The following is a 15,551-nucleotide window of genomic DNA, read 5'->3' on the forward strand; positions in this document are numbered from 1 at the left end:
TGACTGCCCTGGCCCGGCTGGTCCTGGTGACCGGGGTGGCTGCCCTGGCCCGGGTGGCCGCCGGAGCTCGGCTGGCCGAAGTTGCCGGGCTGGCCGGGCTGCCCTGGCTGACCGCCGTGGGCTGGCGGGCCGAAGTTGCCGGGCTGGCCCGGCTGATCGCCGGAGCCCGGCTGGCCGGGGTAGCCGCCATGGGCGGCGTCGGGCTGACCGCCCGGACCGGGGACGCCCGGCGGGCCGAAGTTGCCGGGCTGGCCGGTGCCCTGCGGGCCGCGGTAGCCGCCTTGGGCGGCGTCGGGCTGACCGCCCGGACCGGGCTCGCCGGGCTGGCTGGCGCCCTGCGGGCCGGAGTAGCCGGCGCCGGGCTGCGCGCCCGGCGTGATACCGCCCGCGCCGGGGTGGCCGCCCGGCTGTCCCGCTGAGTACGGCTGCATCCCGGCCTCCCGGGTCGTCGGCTGGGGTGGTCCCGGCGGGGTGGTCGAGCCGGCGGCCGGGCCGAGGGACTTGCGCGCCGCGGTGATCAACTCGACGCAATTGTCGTAGCGGTCGGCGGGGTTCTTCGCCATGCCTTTGCGCACGACCTCGTCCACGGCGGAGGGCAGCCCGACCACCCCCGACACCGCGGGCGGCTCCACGGCCAGGTGTCCCTTGATGACCGTCGGCACGTCGCCGCTGAACGGGGGCTGCCCGGTGAGGCACGCGTACAGCACACAGGCCAGCGCGTACTGGTCGGTGCGCCCGTCCAGCGGCTCCCCGCGCAGGTGTTCCGGCGCGGCGTACGTCGGCGACCCGAGGAAGTCGCCGCCCCGGGTGCGGTGCCCGGTCGCGCCGCGGCGGGTCAGCCCGAAGTCGGCGACGTAGACGTGCTCGCGCGCCGACTCCCGGCTGGTGACCAGCACGTTGGCCGGTTTGACGTCGAGGTGGACCAGGCCGCGCTCGTGCAGGCAGTCCAACGCGTCGGCGACCTGGTCGAGCAGCCTCAGCGTGCGGTCCGGGGAGATCGGCCCGTCCGCGATGAGACTGGCCAGATCGGCCCCGTCGACCAGGCGCATGGCGATGTAGAGCATCCCGTCGAGCTCACCGAAGTCGTACAACGGCACGACGTTCGCGTGATCCACGGCGGAGGTGTTGCGCGCCTCGTCCACGAACCGTTCGCGGAACTCGGCGTCGGCACCCAGGTGCTCGCCGATCACCTTCAAGGCCACCTTGCGACCAAGCCGCACGTCGGTGGCCTTGTACATGACGCTCATACCACCCTTGCCGAGCACTCCGTCTATGCGGTAGTTGCCCAGCCGGCGACCGGTGAGGTCCCCCGACACATCGCCTGTCACACCGCGCAGCCTAGCCGCCGCGGCTACGACACCTTGCGGACGTCCGCTGCCTGCGTCCGGCCGTCCCGGCCCGACTCGATCTGGAACTCGACCTGATCGCCTTCGTCCAGGGTGCGGAATCCATCCGACTGGATGGCCGAGTAATGCACGAACACATCAGGCCCCTCGGGGGACGCGATGAAGCCGTAGCCTTTTTCGGAATTGAACCACTTGACCGTGCCAACAGCCACGGTTTCCTCCTTGCGAAAACCACCGGGAGCCGTGCCCGCCCGGCTCCCGAAGTGGAAGTCACGGTACCGGAGAAACGCGAAGGATCAATAAGATTCAGCGAGATTTCCGCGCTTGCACCAAAAGCGTTCCCGGTCCGGCGAAGTCGAGCATCAGCCCTTCGCCCGTCCGGATGGACTGCTGCCCCGAAGGGTCCAGCGCGCGCAGGCGGACCTGGACGCTGTCCGGATACGCCAGCAGGTGCCCCGGCCGCACCGAGATCAGCTCGCCCGCCGCGAGGTGGAACTGGTCCACCGGGCCGGCGCAGGCGAGCACGAGCGGGCCGGTTCCGCTGTAGTGCTCCAGGAACCCGTGCTCCGCGCCGAACATCGCCTGCAGCCCCGGCCACGAGTCGGCCCGCACCGACGCCGGGCGGGCGAGCACGGCGTGCCGCGCGACGCACCAGCCGGTGCGGCCGTCGAACTCCAGCGGGTAGACGTCACCGGCGCCGGGCGGCGCGAGGTCGAGCCAGCCGCCCTCCTTGGGCGCGGTGAACACCGATGGCGACCGGCGGCCGTTCGACGCTTCGGTGAGGCCGAAGCTGCTCGCGAACATCGACTCGCCCGGGGCCTGCACGGCCTCCCCGGGACCCAGGATCACTCGGGCGACGCCGAACGCGGGCGTGTGCCGGGTGCGGACCTGCATGCCTCCCCCTTGCGGATCAACGAGCGGGGGAAGTGTTGCACGGCCACCCCCGCGAGGCAGGATGGTCCGCGTGATTTCCGTCGACACCTACCGCGCGGCCGTCGTCGAGCTGCTCGGCACCGCGCCGCCGAAGGCGCTCCCGCTGGCCGAGTGCGCCGGGCTGGTGCTGGCTGAGGACGTGCCCGCGGGCGTTTCGCTGCCGCCGTTCGACAACTCGGCGATGGACGGCTACGCGGTGCGCGCGGTCGACGTCGCCTCGGCCACCGCCACCACGCCGGTCGAGCTGCCGGTCGCCGAGGACATCCCGGCCGGGCGCACCGACGTGCCGCCGCTGCTGCCGGGCACCGCGCACCGGATCATGACCGGCGCGCCGATGCCGCCGGGCGCGGACGCCGTGGTGAAGGTCGAGGACACCGACGGCGGCACGGAGAAGGTGTCGATCCGCGAACCGGCCCCGGTGGGCACGCACCTGCGGCGCACCGGTGAGGACGTGGCGGCGGGCACGATCGCGCTGCACGCCGGCACCGTGCTCGGGCCGGCGCAGCTCGGGCTGGCCGCCGCGGTCGGCCTGGACCGGCTGACCGTGCACGCGCCACTGCGGGTGCTCGTGGTGTCCACCGGTTCGGAGCTGGTGACCCCGCCCCAGGAGCTGCGGCACGGGCAGATCTACGAGTCGAACAGCATCATGCTGGCCGCCGGGATCCGCGCGCTGGGCTGCGCGGTCGAGGTGGTGCGCAGCGTGGTGGACGACGTCGCCGAGTTCCGCGCGGTCATCGAGCCGCGGCTGGCGGAGACCGACCTGGTGGTCACCTCCGGCGGGGTCAGCGCGGGCGCCTACGAGGTGGTGAAGGACTCGCTGACCGGCGCCGGCGTCGAGTTCGTCAAGGTCGCGATGCAGCCGGGCGGGCCGCAGGGCAACGGCCGCTGGCACGGGGTGCCGGTGGTGACCCTGCCCGGCAACCCGGTCAGCGTGCTCGTGTCGTTCGAAGTGTTCCTGCGCCCGGCGATCCTGACCGCGCTCGGCCACCGCCAGGTCGACCGGTCGCGGGTGCGGGCGCGGCTGACCGAGGCCCTGCGCTCGCCCGCCGGGCGGCGCCAGTTCCGCCGCGGGTTCTACTCGCACCACGACGGCGAGGTGACCGGCGAGGTCGGTCCGCGCGGCGGCCCCGGATCGCACCTGCTGGCCGCGTTCGCGCAGGCCAACTGCCTGATCGAATTGCCGGAGGACGTGGTGGACGCGCCGGAGGGCAGCGAGGTGGACGTCCTGCTCCTGCCAACGCGTGACTTCTTGTAACAGTTGGCCTACGACTCGTTACTCATTCGCTTGCCGAAGCTAAGATTCAGCCCTTACGGCACCAGCCCGTCGTGCCGGGCCGCTGGGCCGTCGGGGGGTTCAGCGGCTCGGCGCGACGCATCGAGGGCTCGCGCGCAGCGCACCAGGGCCACCGCGGTTTCGGTCGACACCAGCCGGGGTATCGGGACACTGTTCACGTCGTCGCGCCAGGCCTGGAACAGCTCGGAAAGGCGCTCTTCGCGGATGCGCTCCGGGGCCGACATGACGGTTCCTCTCTGCTGTTACTACGGTCTGCATCGGGCGTCGCCACGAAGTGTTAGCAGCGCCTGACCCGTGTGGGGGGCCGTTTGGCGGGACGCGGAACGGTCCACGCAGACCTGGCGGTAGCGTGGATACCCGGATCGGCGAACCGCCACGCCTGGCCAGGCGTCACGGACCGGTCACACGTTGGACACGAATCACCGGGACACCGCTTCGATGAGCAGCACTGCGCCGGACAAGGCGAGCAATCCGATCACCCATGCCCTGAACCTCGCGCGCGAGACACTGCCGCCGATGCACCCCGCCGGGCGGCCGTTCGTCGCCGGCGGGGTCGCGGCCACGCTGCTGCTGCGCCGGGCCTGGAAGCCGCTGGGCGCCGTCGGCGCGCTGGCGACCCTGGCCACCGCGGCGTTCTTCCGCGAGCCGAAGCGCGTGCCGCCGGAGCGGGACGACCTCGTCCTCGCCGCGGCCGACGGCATCGTCTCGCTGATCGAGGAGGCCACCCCGCCCGCGGAGCTGGGCCTGCCCGCCGAACCGCGGATGCGGGTCAGCGTGTTCCTGTCGGTCTTCGACGTGCACGTGCAGCGCGTGTCGGCCACCGGGGTGGTCGAGCGCGTGGCCTACCGGCCGGGCAAGTTCCTGTCCGCCGACCTGGACAAGGCCAGCGACGACAACGAGCGCAACTCGGTGCTGCTGCGCACCGAGGCCGGGCACGAGCTGGTGGTCGTGCAGATCGCCGGCCTGGTCGCGCGCCGGATCCTGTGCCAGGTCGCCGACGGGGAGAAGGTCCGGGCCGGTGACACCTACGGGCTGATCCGGTTCGGCTCGCGGGTGGACATCTACCTGCCGCCGGGCAGCGAGGTGCTGGTGCGCAAGGGCCAGCGGACGATCGGCGGCGAGACGCCCCTGGCCGCGCTGCCGGAGCGAGGAGCCTGATCATGGTCCGGGTGATGACACCGTCGGTGCGGCTGCTGCCGAACGCGATCACGGTCCTCGCGCTGTGCGCGGGCCTGTCCGCCGCGCAGTTCGCGCTCAACCGGCAGTTCGTGCTGGCGATCGGCGCGATCGGCGTCGCGGCCGTCCTGGACAGCCTGGACGGCCGGATCGCCCGCCTGCTCGACGCGACGTCGAAGATGGGCGCGGAGCTGGACTCGCTGTCCGACGCGATCTCCTTCGGTGTCTCCCCGGCCCTCGTGCTCTACATCTGGTTCGGCGACACGTCCGGCATCGGCTGGATCGTGTCGCTGACCTTCGCCGTGTGCATCGTGCTGCGGCTGGCCCGGTTCAACACGCTGCTGGACGTGGAGAAACCGCCGTACGCGAAGGAGTTCTTCGTCGGCGTGCCCGCGCCCGCGGGTGGCCTGTGCGCGTTGATGCCGGTGATCCTGACGCTGGAGTTCGGCGACGGCTGGTGGTCGTCGGCGCCGGTCGTCTACGTGTGGACGGTGGCGATCGCGCTGCTGCTGATCAGCCGGCTGCCGACGCTGTCGCTGAAGTCGGTCAAGGTCCCGGCGAAGGCGGCCGCGCCGCTGCTGGTCGGCGTCGGCCTCGCGGCGGCGGCGATCATCCAGTACCCGCTGATCGCGCTGGCCGTCGCGCTGCTGCTGTACCTGGCGCACATCCCGTATGCGATCCGGCGCTACCAGTGGCTGGCCAGCCACCCCGAGGCGTGGGGCGTGCCGCTGACCGAGCGGCGGGCGATCCGGCGCAGCACGAGCCGCCTGCGCCTGCGGCGGCCACGGATCCGGGTGGCAGGCAACCAGCGGCTGTCCGTGCGCCGGACGCAGGACCACGTGGTGCGCGGGGTGCGCACCTACCCGGCGGAGAGCCAGGACCGCGCGCGCCGCCGCAGCTGGCGTCGCATCGGCCTGCGCCAGCGCAACCGCTAACGCAGGCCCTTGATGAACAGGTCGAGCTGGTAGCGGAAGTCCTGCAGGCAGTCGATCCCGGCGAGCGCGGGCATCGCCCGGTGCAGGTTCGGGTGCCGCTGCGGGGTGACGGTCCGGCGGAACCACTCGACGGCGGGCTCCTCCCGTTCCGCGGCCAGCCCACCGGCGCCGACGAGCACCGCGCCGAACACCATCCCGATCAGCGACCGGTACCCGCGGGCCGCGTGGTGCTCGTCGAGCCCGGCGTCCAGCAGCGCGCCGAGGATGGCGTCCATCAGCCGGACGGCACCCTCGGACAGCGGGTTGGCCTGCTCGGCGGTCATCGCGCGGACGACGGCCGGATGCCGGTTGAGCGTCTCGAACGCGCCCAGCCCGAGCGCACGCAGCCGCTCGTCCCACGGCAGCTCCGGGTCCGGTAGCTCGACCTGCTCGAACACCCGCGCCGCGACGCCGTCCAGCAGGTCCTGCTTGTTCGCGACGTGGTTGTAGAGCGACATCGCCTCCACGCCCAGCTCGGCGGCGAGCTTGCGCATGGACAGGCCGCTCAGGCCGTTCTCCCCGACCAGCCGCAACGCGGCGTCGAGCACCTTCTCCCGCGTCAGCGCCATGACGTACAGCGTAAGTACTTACAGTGTAAGTCTCTGGGAGGATTCAGATGGACGCGGACACGTTGCTGACCACCACCCGCTCGGTGCGGCGCAAGCTGGACCTCGATCGGCCGGTCGAGCCGGAGGTGATCACCGAGTGCCTGCGGATCGCGATGCAGGCGCCGATCGCCGGCAACCAGCTGAGCGCGATCCGCTGGCTCGTGGTCCGCGACCCGGAGCTGAAGGCCCGCATCGCCGAGCCGATCCGCGAGGTCGGCCAGGCCGCCCAGCGCGAGTACGGGCACCTGGTCGCGCCGCGCTCGCTGGAGTCGGCGAAGTTCCTGCTGGACAACATCCACCGCGTCCCGGCGCTGGTGCTGGCCTGCCTGGCCGGGCGCCCGACCGGCGGCAACGGCGAGCTGACCGGGTTCTACGGCTCGATCTACCCGGCGATCTGGAGCTTCCAGCTCGCGCTGCGCGCCCGCGGCCTGGGCAGCACGATCACCGGCTACCACCTGTTCGGCCACGAGGAGGAGGTCGCGCGGGTGGTCGGCATCCCGGAGGACTTCACGCAGGTCGCGTTGCTGCCGGTCGCCTACACCACGCAACGGGACTTCCGGCCGGCCGCGCGGCCACCGGTCGAGGACATCACCTTCCTCGACCGGTGGGGCTCGCGCGTCAGCTGATCTCGAGCACGGCCTTGCCGCGCAGGCGGCGGCCGAGCAACGCCGCGGTCGCCTCGGCGTGCCGGGACCAGTCGCCACGCCAGGTGATCCCGGCGTCGAGACGGCCCGCGGCGACCTCGGCGGCCAGCCAGGTCAGGTCCTCGCGCACGTCCGCCCGCGGGTCGGCCAACAGGAAGAACGTGCTGATCGACCGGTCGTGGCGGCCCTCGGTGGCCACGAACGCGCCGACCGGGAACACCACGTCCTGCCCCGCGGAGTGCCCGACGCTCACCAGCGTCCCGCCGGGCCCCAGTGCGTTGAACGCGGCCACCATCTGCTCGCCCTCCACGTTGTCGAGCACGCCGTGGACGGGCCGGCTCGCCTCGGCCGGGTGCTTGATCACCTCGCGCGCGCCGAGCGCTTCGAGCACGCTCACCTGCGCGGGATCCGCGCTGACCGCCACGACCTCGGCGCCGGCCCGCGCGGCGAGCTGGACGGCGAAGCGGCCGACCCCACCGGACGCGCCGGTGATCATGATCCGGCGCCCCAGGGTCTGCCCGAACCGCCGCAGGACGTGCAGCGCGGTCAGCCCGGCGACGGGAACGGTGCTGATCGCGCCGCCGTCCGCCGCCTCCGGCACGGTGCCCATCGTCGCGGTCGGCACGGCTCGCAACTCCGCCCAGGCGCCGGCCAGCCCCAGGGTGATCACGCGGGTTCCGGGGGCCGGGCCGGAGCCGTCGGCGGCCGCCCGCACCACCACGCCCGTCGCGTCCCAGCCCGGCACGCTCCCCTCGGGCACCTGGGCGGTGTCCACCATGAACGCCTCGCCGTAGTTGAGCGAGACGGCCTCGACCCGGACCAGGGCCTCGTCCGGCGCCGGCACCGGATCGGGCACCTCGGCGAGTTCCAGGTGTGACGACGACGAGTGGTCGACGACCAGCGCACGCATGTTCTCTCCTTCGCAGCGATCTCGCCGCCATAGTGCCACCGAGTGGCACTTGCCATCAAGGAGCATCAACTAGACTGGTGGTGATGACGACGACCGAGCAGTCGCTCTCCCTGCGTGAACGCAAGAAGCTGCGCACCCGCCAGGCGCTGGCCGAGACCGCGGTGGCCATGTTCACCGAGCGCGGCTTCGACGCGACCACGCTCGACGAGCTGGTCGACGCGGTCGAGGTCTCCAAGCGGACCTTCTTCCGCAACTTCACGTCCAAAGAGGACGTCGCGCTCACCGCGATCAAGCAGCTGTGGGAGACCTGCCTCGGCGTGCTCGCCGAGCGGCCGCCGTCCGGACCGCTGCTCGGCGTCCTGAAGGACGCGTTGCTCACCGCCATCGACCGGATGGACGACTACTGGTACCGGCAGTTCCTGCCGACGGTCCGGCTGACCGAGGGCTGCGCCGCGCTGCACGCCCACACGCTGCGGTACTGCGCCGAGGTCAAGACCGAGATCATCCGCGTCCTCGGCGTCCCGCCCGGACTGGAACAGCGCCTGCTGGTCGAGGTCGTGATCGGGGCGTGGAACTGCGCGCTGGCCGAGTGGAGCCCGTCCGGCGAGCGCGACCTGCTGCCGGTCCTCGTCGATCGGGCGTTCGCCGCCATCCCGGCCGCGCTCGCCCTAGAGTGAGGGCGTGAGCGCGCCCCAGATCACGCTGACCATCCGGCACACGCCGTCCGCCCTCGACACCCGGCGCGGCATCGTCCGCCTGCACCCGGAAGTCCTCGACGCGCTCGGCCTGCGCGCCTGGGACGCCGTGCACCTCACCGGCGCCCGGGTGAGCGCCGCGCTCGCCGCACCCGGCAACGCGAGCGGCACCCCCGGCGTGGTCTACGCCGACGACGTGACGCTGTCCAACCTCGGCGTCACCGAGGGCTCGGAGGTCGTCGTCGCGCCGGCGGACGTCTCGCAGGCCCGCTCGGTGACCGTCGCCGGGTCGCGGCTGGCCAGCGCGTCGGTGTCGCCGAACACGCTGCGGCTCGCGCTGACCGGGAAGGTCCTCACGGTCGGCGACGCGGTGTCGCTCCTCCCGCAGGACCTCGCGCCCGCGCCCGGCTCGGACGTGACGACCGTGCGCGGCCAGCTGTCCCGGGCGATCGGCGCCGGCTGGACCACCGAGCTGCTCACCGTCACCGCGACCGAACCCGGCGGGCCGGTCGTGATCAGCCCGTCCACGGTGGTCAGCTGGCGGGACGGCGCACGCGCCACCGCGCCCGCGGCCCCGGCCGCCCCGCAGGCGGCACCCGAGGTGATCGCCGAGCCGGAGGAGCCCGCCCCGCCGCTGGCCGACCTGTGCGGGGCGCACGACCAGGCCCGCACGCTCGCCGAGTGGGTCGATCTGACCTTCCGCCGCCCCGAGCTGCTCGCCCGCCTGGGCACGTCGGCCCGGCTCGGCGTGCTGCTCTCCGGCGCGGAGGGCGTCGGCAAGACGACGCTCGTGCGGTCGGTCGCCGCGGCCGAGAAACTCCGCCTGGTCACGCTGACCGCGCCGTCGATCGCCGTGCTGGAGCCGAACGCGATCGCCACCCGGCTGCGCGAGGCGATCGACCAGGCCGCCGCGGGCGGTCCGGCGGTGCTGCTGATCACCGACATCGACACGCTGCTCCCGGCGACGCAGCCGCCGCCCGTCGCCACGGTGGTGCTGGACGAGCTGCGCGGCGCGCTGACCCGGCCGGACCTCGCGGTCGTCGCCACCACGGCCCGTCCCGAGGCGTGCGATCCGCGGCTGCGGGCGGCCGACCTGCTCGACCGCGAGCTCGCGATCCCGCAGCCGGACGCCCGGGTCCGCACCGAACTGCTGCGCGTGCTGCTGCGGGACGTGCCGCTGGAATCCACTGTGGACTTCGGCGAGATCGCCGACCGCACACCGGGTTTCGTGGCCGCGGACCTGCTGGCGCTGCGCCGGGACGCCGCGGTGCTGGCCGAGCTGCGGCAGCGGGAGGCCGCGGAGCCGCACATCTCGCAGCAGGACCTGCTGGACGCGCTGCAGTCCGTCCGTCCGATCTCGATGTCCACTTCGGACAGCCTGGCGACCGGCGGGCTGACGCTGGACGAAGTCGGCGACATGACCGAGGTCAAGCAGTCGCTGACGGAGGCCGTCCTGTGGCCGCTGCGGTACCCGGATTCGTTCTCGCGGCTGGGCATCGCGCCGCCGCGCGGGGTGCTGCTGTACGGGCCGCCGGGTGGTGGCAAGACGTTCCTGGTGCGGGCGCTGGCCGGCACCGGCGCGCTGAACGTGTTCGTGGTCAAGGGCGCCGAGCTGCTGGACAAGTGGGTCGGTGAGTCCGAGCGAGCGGTGCGGGAGCTGTTCCGCAAGGCCGCCGACGCTGCGCCGTCGCTGGTGTTCCTGGACGAGATCGACGCGCTGGCGCCGCGCCGCGGGCAGTCCGGGGATTCGGGGGTGTCGGACCGGGTGGTGGCCGCGCTGCTGACCGAGCTGGACGGGGTCGAGCCGATGCGCGACGTGGTGGTGCTCGGCGCGACCAACCGGCCCGAGCTGGTCGACCCGGCCCTGCTGCGGCCCGGGCGGCTGGAGCGCCTGGTGTACGTGCCGCCGCCGGACGCCGAAGCGCGAGCCGACATCCTGCGCGCCACGGCCCGGCACACGCCGCTGGCGTCCGATGTGGACCTGGACGCGATCGCGGCCACTTTGGACGGCTACTCGGCGGCGGACTGCGCGGCACTGATCCGCGAGGCGGCGCTCACGGCGATGCGCGAGTCGCTGGAGGCCGCCGAGGTGACGGCGGCGCACCTGGAGACCGCGCGGAAGACGGTGCGGCCGTCGCTGGACCCGGCGCAGCTCGCGGCACTGGAGGCCTACGCGAAGAACCGCGCCTGAGGCGCCGGCCGCCCTTCCGCGCCCGGCGTCAGGAACCCTTGACCTGCGAACCCTTGTAGTCGTTGGTCACGATCACGATGACACCCGGGCTCGCGTCCTGGATGCCCTTGAACCGCGGCTCGACCTTCATCCCGAACGCGGCGGCCAGCGACCGCGCCGCCGTCTCTTCGTCCGTGCCGGGCGTGTAGTACGCCGTGGTCGTCGGGATGATGCCGTGCGGGTAGTTGCCCACCTCGACCACGTTCCAGCCGTTGGCCTTCAGCTCGTCGGCGGCGCGGGCGGCGAGTCCGTGGATGGTGCTGTTGTTGTAGACGCGCACGGGCACCCACTTGGCCGCGGTCTGGTCGGCAGGCACGCCGCCGTCACCCGCGCCCGGGGTTCCCGCGGTGCCGCCCGGCTGGGTCGCCGTGCCACCGGGCGCGCCCGGGGCGACGGTGTCCGTCGGCTGCCCGGGCGGCGGCGTCTCCGACGTCGGCGAGGCCGGGACCGACGGCGGCGGCTCGGTGGGGCTCGCGCCGGTGGTCTCGGTCGGCGCGGTCGTCCCCCCGGTGGCCGTGGGGCTCGGCGCCGCGGTCTGGCCGTTGTCCCCGTCGCCGTTCAGCGCGGTGATGCCGCCGATCACGACCGCCACGAGGGCGACGCCGATCAGCACCACACCGGCCAGGCGCAGCGGGCGGGACAGGCCCTGCAGGAAGTTCATCGCGCCTCGATCCCCAGTCGGCGGGCGACCCGTTTGCGCTGCCGCGCGGTGCGCATCTTGCGCAGCCGCTTGACCAGCATCGGGTCGGCGGCCATCGCTTCCTCTTTGTCGAGGAGCTGGTTGAGCAGCTGGTAGTAGCGGGTGGGCGAGAGGCCGAACTCCTCGCGGACGGCCTGCTCCTTCGCGCCCGCGTAGCGCCACCACTGGCGTTCGAACGCCAGCACCTTGAGCTCGCGGGGCGTGAGCCCGCCCTCGTCGCCGGTGGGCTCGGGCGACGGCCGGTCGCCCTCGGCCATCGACTCCGCGGCGTCCATCTGACTCCTCAACTCGCAAACCACACGGTTGTGATCCCGCGGGCGTCATTCAACCACGGGTCGAGGGTCCGGTTGTGGGATCACGGCCCGGCGCGTCACGGCTCGTCCGCTGGGTACGATCGCGGATTGTGACCATCCACCCGATCCGGATCGCCGGCGACCCGGTGCTGCACAACCCCACCCGCGAGGTGGAGAAGTTCGACGACGAGCTGCGCACCCTCACCGACGACATGTTCGAGACCATGTACGCCGCCGAAGGGGTGGGGCTGGCGGCCAACCAGATCGGCGTCGACCTGCGCGTCTTCGTCTACGACTGCCCCGACGACCAGGGCGTCCGGCACAAGGGCCTGGTGGTCAACCCGCGGCTGGAGACCTCCGAGATCCCGGAGACCATGCCCGACCCGGACGACGACTGGGAGGGTTGCCTGTCCGCGCCCGGGGAGTCGTATCCCACCGGGCGCGCGAGCTGGGCCAAGGTCACCGGCTTCGACCTGGACGGCAACCCGATCGAGGTCGAGGGCACCGGCTACTTCGCGCGCTGCCTGCAGCACGAGACCGACCACCTGAACGGCTACCTCTACCTGGACCGGCTGGTCGGCCGCCACGCGCGGGACGCCAAGCGCATGCTCAAGCGCAACAAGTGGGGCGTGCCCGGGCTGTCCTGGCTGCCCGGCTCGGAGTGAGCTTTCGCCCTCGGTGAACGGGGCGCTTTTCCACGTGCCCGCGAGCGCACACTGGAAAAGCGCAGCAGCCGCGCAGCGGCTTCCATCAGGGGTGGTGGCCGGGCTGACGGGTGGGCGTAACCGTGTAATCGCAGGGGTGGTGGTCGTGGTGGATGACACCGATGCCCTGGACGCCTACTCACGCGCGGTGAGCACGGTGGCCGCCGAGGTGACCCCGCACGTGGCGAGCGTGCGGCTGTCCCGGGGCAGCGGTTCAGCGGTCGTGTTCGCCGACGACGGCCACCTGGTGACCAACGCGCACGTGGTCGGCGACGGCTCGCACGGCACGGCGACGTACGCCGACGGCACCGAGGCGCGGTTCACGGTGGTCGGCGCGGATCCGCTGTCGGACCTGGCCGTGCTGCGCGCGTCGGAGGCGCCACCCGCGGCCCGGCTCGGGGACGCGGACAAGCTGGTCGTCGGGCAGCTGGTGGTGGCGATCGGCAGCCCGCTCGGGCTGGCCGGGTCGGTGACCGCCGGGGTGGTCAGCGCGCTGGGCCGGTCGCTGCCGGTGCGCACGCGCAGCGCCGGGCGGGTGATCGAGAACGTGATCCAGACCGACGCGGCCCTGAACCCGGGCAACTCGGGCGGTGCGCTGGCCGATTCGGCGGGCCGGGTGGTGGGGGTCAACACGGCGGTCGCCGGGTTCGGGCTGGGGCTGGCCGTGCCGGTCAACGAGACCACCCGGCGGATCATCGACACGCTGCTGGTGGAGGGCCGGGTGCGGCGGGCGTACCTCGGGCTGGTCGGGGTGCCGGCGCCGCTGCCGGACGAGGTCGCCGAGCACACCGGGCAGCGCGCCGGGCTGCGGATCGCCGAGGTGGTGCGCGGCGGACCGGCCGAGCGGGCGGGGCTGCGGCCGGGCGATCTGGTGCTGACGGTGGGGCGGTCGCGGATCACGGACGCGCAGGACATCCAGCGGCAGCTGTTCGCCGAGGTGATCGGCACGCGGCTGGCCATCACGGTGCTGCGGAACGGCGCGATGGTCGACGTGTTCGCGACACCGAGCGAGCTGGTGAGCTAAAAGGCCGCGGTCGCGAGCACGAGATCGAACGGCGCGGGCAGGCGGATCTCCTCGCCGAACGAGACCTGCTCCGAGCGGCGGTAGTGCCCGTCGACGGGATCCGAGAACAGGGTGACCGACGGTTTCGGCTCCGCGTAGCGGTCGATCAGGAGGTAGAGGGGCACCGGCGCTTGGGCGTAGGCCCACAGCTTCTCGACGCGATCCGTGCGGGCGTTGCCCTGGGAGACGATCTCCACCACCAGTTCCGCGGCCTCCGCCGGAACGGGCACGTTGTCCGGGCGCGACAGCTCCCGCTCGGGTACCACCACCAAGTCGGGCAGGTAGAGCCGGCTCGCGCCCCGGATGGCGATGCCGAGCGTCTGCAGGATGACCCGGTCCTCCGGCACCGCTCTCGCGAAGGCACGATGGACCGACGCAGCGATTCTGCTGTGCCCGTTGTCGACGGGCGGCGTCAAGCGCACCCCTGCCGAAGTGATCTCCGCCCGCCAGCCCTCGGGCACGTCGAGGTTCTGCCACTCGCGAAGCCGGGTATCCCAGTTGCTCACGTGCCGCAGCCTAGAAGTGCGTTTTCCGTGGTCAACCGCGGTCCGGCGCTCCAGTCCGCGGCCCTCAGGCGAGCTTCAGCAGCAGCTCCGCGAGCTCTCCGGGCGCCGTGATCATGCAGTCGTGGCCGGTGGGCAGCTCCCAGACCTCCGCGGGCGTTCCGTTGGGCTGCACGGCGGGCACCGGGCGCCGCTCGAAGCCCTCGGGCTTGATCGTGCAGTGGATGTGCGTGCGCGGGATCCGCCGCGCCGCCGGGTTGTCCAGCCGCACCGGTTGCTGCAGGCAGCGCACCGGCTGGTCGGACAGCATCGTGCGCAGCCACGCCACGTCGGCCGGGTCGGTCACGCCGAACAGACCCGCAGGTGGTGGCAGCTCGGGCATCGGCGGGACCCGCCAGCCGCTTTCGGACGCCAGCGCCGCGTCGATCAGCCCCTGGGTGACGGGGAGGACGTCCGCCGCGGATTCGCCGTGCTCGGGGACCATCGCGTCGAGGTAGACCAGCCGCGCGATCCGGTCCGGCACCTCGTTGGCCGCCGAGGAGATGACCAGCCCGGCGTAGCTGTGCCCCACGAGCACCACGTCGGTGAGGCCCTCCGCGCGGATCAGCCGGACGACGTCGCCGACGTGGGTGTCCAGCCCGACCTCCGGCCCGGCCAGGTGCACCGTCTCGCCGTAGCCGGTCAGCGTCGGCGCGAGCACCCGGTGCCCGGCCGCCTCCAGCAGCGGCACCACCCGTGCCCAGGCCTGTCCGGTGTGCCACGCGCCGTGCACCAGCAGATACGTCGTCATCAGCCCTCCAACCAAAACGGGACACTGTCCCACTTACGATACGGGACACTGTCCCGCTTAGCCATCACCGGGTGCGACAATGGGCTGGTGGACGACAGCGCACCCAAGCGAGCCGACGCGCGGCGCAACCAGAAGGCGCTGCTCGACGCGGCCGCCGCGGTCTTCGTCGCGTCCGGGGTGGAGGCGCCGATCCGCGACATCGCGGCCAAGGCCGGCGTCGGGACCGCCACCATCTACCGCCACTTCCCCACGCGCGCGGACCTGATCGTCGCCGTCTACCGGCACCAGGTCGAGACCCTCGCCGAAGCCGGCCCCGAGCTGCTCGCCTCCAGCACCACCCCGTACGACGCCCTCGCGACGTGGCTCGACCAGTTCGTCGACTTCGTGATCACCAAGCAGGGCCTCGCCGCGGTGCTGCAGTCCGACGATCCCTGCTACGACCCGCTGCACTCCTACTTCCTGGACCGGCTCGTCCCCGTCTGCACCCAGCTGCTCGACGCCGCCGCCGGGGAGATCCACGACGGCCTGGACGCCTACGAACTCATGCGCGGCATCGGCGGCCTCTGCGCGGGCGCGAGCCGGAAGCACCCCTACGACGCGCGCCGCCTGGTCGGCTTCCTCGTCGCCGGTCTGCGGGTGTGAAACCGCCGTCGCGGGGTTGAGGTCTGCGGTCCCGCATGGCATGGTC

19 protein-coding genes are annotated in these 15,551 nt (G+C 72.9%); 9 read left to right on the plus strand and 10 right to left on the minus strand.

Going from position 1 to position 15,551, the window contains the following annotated elements:
• The 3 genes from D0D28_RS13945 to D0D28_RS13955 form a co-directional block, all read right to left on the minus strand.
• The coding region (locus tag D0D28_RS13945; protein ID WP_240323204.1) for a serine/threonine-protein kinase at nucleotides 1–1,328 on the minus strand (1,328 nt) is incomplete at its 3' end.
• Between the two features lie 23 nt (nucleotides 1,329–1,351).
• Nucleotides 1,352–1,558, minus strand: coding sequence for a cold-shock protein (locus D0D28_RS13950; protein ID WP_094005748.1), 207 nt, complete (start codon nucleotides 1,556–1,558; stop codon nucleotides 1,352–1,354).
• 94 nt (nucleotides 1,559–1,652) lie between these two features.
• Nucleotides 1,653–2,240 (minus strand): AIM24 family protein, encoded by a 588-nt coding sequence (locus D0D28_RS13955; RefSeq protein WP_094005747.1) that lies wholly within the window; start codon nucleotides 2,238–2,240, stop codon nucleotides 1,653–1,655.
• Nucleotides 2,241–2,310: 70 nt separating this feature from the next.
• Here D0D28_RS13955 and moeA point away from each other — a divergent pair, with 70 nt between their 5' ends.
• Entirely contained in the window at nucleotides 2,311–3,534 is a 1,224-nt protein-coding gene (gene moeA, locus D0D28_RS13960; RefSeq protein ID WP_116110855.1) for a molybdopterin molybdotransferase MoeA, read from the plus strand.
• A gap of 53 nt (nucleotides 3,535–3,587) precedes the next feature.
• On the opposite strand, the gene D0D28_RS13965 is transcribed toward moeA, so the two are convergent.
• The gene (locus D0D28_RS13965; protein ID WP_094005745.1) at nucleotides 3,588–3,797 is read right to left on the minus strand and encodes a hypothetical protein; all 210 of its coding nucleotides are present in this window, start codon (nucleotides 3,795–3,797) and stop codon (nucleotides 3,588–3,590) included.
• A 214-nt stretch (nucleotides 3,798–4,011) separates the two neighbouring features.
• Here D0D28_RS13965 and D0D28_RS13970 point away from each other — a divergent pair, with 214 nt between their 5' ends.
• Nucleotides 4,012–4,731 (plus strand): phosphatidylserine decarboxylase, encoded by a 720-nt coding sequence (locus tag D0D28_RS13970; protein WP_116110856.1) that lies wholly within the window; start codon nucleotides 4,012–4,014, stop codon nucleotides 4,729–4,731.
• 2 nt (nucleotides 4,732–4,733) lie between these two features.
• A complete protein-coding gene (locus D0D28_RS13975) occupies nucleotides 4,734–5,684 on the plus strand; it encodes a CDP-alcohol phosphatidyltransferase family protein (RefSeq protein WP_116110857.1) in 951 nt (316 codons plus the stop codon).
• Here D0D28_RS13975 and D0D28_RS13980 read toward each other — a convergent pair.
• Complete coding sequence (locus D0D28_RS13980; RefSeq protein WP_116110858.1) at nucleotides 5,681–6,292, minus strand: TetR/AcrR family transcriptional regulator; 612 nt, start codon at nucleotides 6,290–6,292, stop codon at nucleotides 5,681–5,683. The two genes, D0D28_RS13975 and D0D28_RS13980, sit on opposite strands and share 4 nt — an antisense overlap.
• Nucleotides 6,293–6,339: 47 nt before the next feature.
• Between D0D28_RS13980 and D0D28_RS13985 the strand changes: the two genes are divergently transcribed.
• Nucleotides 6,340–6,957, plus strand: a complete 618-nt coding sequence (locus tag D0D28_RS13985) for a nitroreductase family protein (protein ID WP_116110859.1) — start codon at nucleotides 6,340–6,342, stop codon at nucleotides 6,955–6,957.
• Here the strand turns inward: D0D28_RS13985 and D0D28_RS13990 are convergent.
• On the minus strand, nucleotides 6,950–7,885 hold the full coding sequence (locus tag D0D28_RS13990; RefSeq protein WP_116110860.1) for a zinc-binding dehydrogenase: 936 nt from the start codon (nucleotides 7,883–7,885) through the stop codon (nucleotides 6,950–6,952). The genes D0D28_RS13985 and D0D28_RS13990 overlap by 8 nt on opposite strands.
• Before the next feature lie 83 nt (nucleotides 7,886–7,968).
• Between D0D28_RS13990 and D0D28_RS13995 the strand changes: the two genes are divergently transcribed.
• On the plus strand, nucleotides 7,969–8,562 hold the full coding sequence (locus D0D28_RS13995) for a TetR/AcrR family transcriptional regulator (protein ID WP_116110914.1): 594 nt from the start codon (nucleotides 7,969–7,971) through the stop codon (nucleotides 8,560–8,562).
• A 4-nt stretch (nucleotides 8,563–8,566) separates the two neighbouring features.
• Entirely contained in the window at nucleotides 8,567–10,771 is a 2,205-nt protein-coding gene (locus tag D0D28_RS14000; RefSeq protein WP_116110861.1) for an AAA family ATPase, read from the plus strand.
• 28 nt (nucleotides 10,772–10,799) lie between these two features.
• Here the strand turns inward: D0D28_RS14000 and D0D28_RS14005 are convergent, their stop codons facing one another.
• Together D0D28_RS14005 and D0D28_RS14010 are read right to left on the minus strand one after the other, a co-directional pair.
• On the minus strand, nucleotides 10,800–11,471 hold the full coding sequence (locus D0D28_RS14005; RefSeq protein ID WP_094005738.1) for a LytR C-terminal domain-containing protein: 672 nt from the start codon (nucleotides 11,469–11,471) through the stop codon (nucleotides 10,800–10,802).
• The gene (locus D0D28_RS14010) at nucleotides 11,468–11,785 is read right to left on the minus strand and encodes a DUF3263 domain-containing protein (protein WP_094005737.1); all 318 of its coding nucleotides are present in this window, start codon (nucleotides 11,783–11,785) and stop codon (nucleotides 11,468–11,470) included. The genes D0D28_RS14005 and D0D28_RS14010 overlap by 4 nt, the downstream gene beginning before the upstream one ends.
• 128 nt (nucleotides 11,786–11,913) lie before the next feature.
• On the opposite strand from D0D28_RS14010, the gene D0D28_RS14015 reads away from it, so the two are divergent.
• Nucleotides 11,914–12,468, plus strand: coding sequence for a peptide deformylase (locus tag D0D28_RS14015; RefSeq protein ID WP_094005736.1), 555 nt, complete (start codon nucleotides 11,914–11,916; stop codon nucleotides 12,466–12,468).
• Between the two features lie 148 nt (nucleotides 12,469–12,616).
• On the plus strand, nucleotides 12,617–13,531 hold the full coding sequence (locus D0D28_RS14020; RefSeq protein ID WP_094005786.1) for a S1C family serine protease: 915 nt from the start codon (nucleotides 12,617–12,619) through the stop codon (nucleotides 13,529–13,531).
• On the opposite strand, the gene D0D28_RS14025 is transcribed toward D0D28_RS14020, so the two are convergent.
• Nucleotides 13,528–14,076: a Uma2 family endonuclease gene (locus D0D28_RS14025; RefSeq protein WP_116110862.1), complete on the minus strand. Its 549-nt coding sequence runs from the start codon at nucleotides 14,074–14,076 to the stop codon at nucleotides 13,528–13,530. The genes D0D28_RS14020 and D0D28_RS14025 overlap by 4 nt on opposite strands.
• Before the next feature lie 64 nt (nucleotides 14,077–14,140).
• Nucleotides 14,141–14,863 carry an alpha/beta fold hydrolase gene (locus D0D28_RS14030; RefSeq protein ID WP_116110863.1) on the minus strand — a complete coding sequence of 241 codons (723 nt, stop codon included), beginning with the start codon at nucleotides 14,861–14,863 and terminating at the stop codon, nucleotides 14,141–14,143.
• A gap of 87 nt (nucleotides 14,864–14,950) precedes the next feature.
• On the opposite strand from D0D28_RS14030, the gene D0D28_RS14035 reads away from it, so the two are divergent.
• Nucleotides 14,951–15,505 (plus strand): TetR/AcrR family transcriptional regulator, encoded by a 555-nt coding sequence (locus D0D28_RS14035; protein ID WP_116110864.1) that lies wholly within the window; start codon nucleotides 14,951–14,953, stop codon nucleotides 15,503–15,505.
• The last annotated feature ends 46 nt before the right edge of the window (nucleotides 15,506–15,551 follow it).

It is taken from the genome of Amycolatopsis ruanii, assembly GCF_003385175.1.
GTDB classification, from domain to species: domain Bacteria; phylum Actinomycetota; class Actinomycetes; order Mycobacteriales; family Pseudonocardiaceae; genus Amycolatopsis_E; species Amycolatopsis_E thermalba.

Coding starts and splice junctions, on each gene's coding strand:
- D0D28_RS13955 (WP_094005747.1), bottom strand. CDS start 2,240: ATGCAGGTCCGCACCCGGCACACGCCCGCGTTCGGCGTCGCCCGAGTG.
- D0D28_RS13965 (WP_094005745.1), bottom strand. CDS start 3,797: ATGTCGGCCCCGGAGCGCATCCGCGAAGAGCGCCTTTCCGAGCTGTTC.
- D0D28_RS13970 (WP_116110856.1), top strand. CDS start 4,012: ATGAGCAGCACTGCGCCGGACAAGGCGAGCAATCCGATCACCCATGCC.
- D0D28_RS13975 (WP_116110857.1), top strand. CDS start 4,734: ATGGTCCGGGTGATGACACCGTCGGTGCGGCTGCTGCCGAACGCGATC.
- D0D28_RS13980 (WP_116110858.1), bottom strand. CDS start 6,292: ATGGCGCTGACGCGGGAGAAGGTGCTCGACGCCGCGTTGCGGCTGGTC.
- D0D28_RS13985 (WP_116110859.1), top strand. CDS start 6,340: ATGGACGCGGACACGTTGCTGACCACCACCCGCTCGGTGCGGCGCAAG.
- D0D28_RS13990 (WP_116110860.1), bottom strand. CDS start 7,885: ATGCGTGCGCTGGTCGTCGACCACTCGTCGTCGTCACACCTGGAACTC.
- D0D28_RS13995 (WP_116110914.1), top strand. CDS start 7,969: ATGACGACGACCGAGCAGTCGCTCTCCCTGCGTGAACGCAAGAAGCTG.
- D0D28_RS14005 (WP_094005738.1), bottom strand. CDS start 11,471: ATGAACTTCCTGCAGGGCCTGTCCCGCCCGCTGCGCCTGGCCGGTGTG.
- D0D28_RS14010 (WP_094005737.1), bottom strand. CDS start 11,785: ATGGACGCCGCGGAGTCGATGGCCGAGGGCGACCGGCCGTCGCCCGAG.
- D0D28_RS14030 (WP_116110863.1), bottom strand. CDS start 14,863: ATGACGACGTATCTGCTGGTGCACGGCGCGTGGCACACCGGACAGGCC.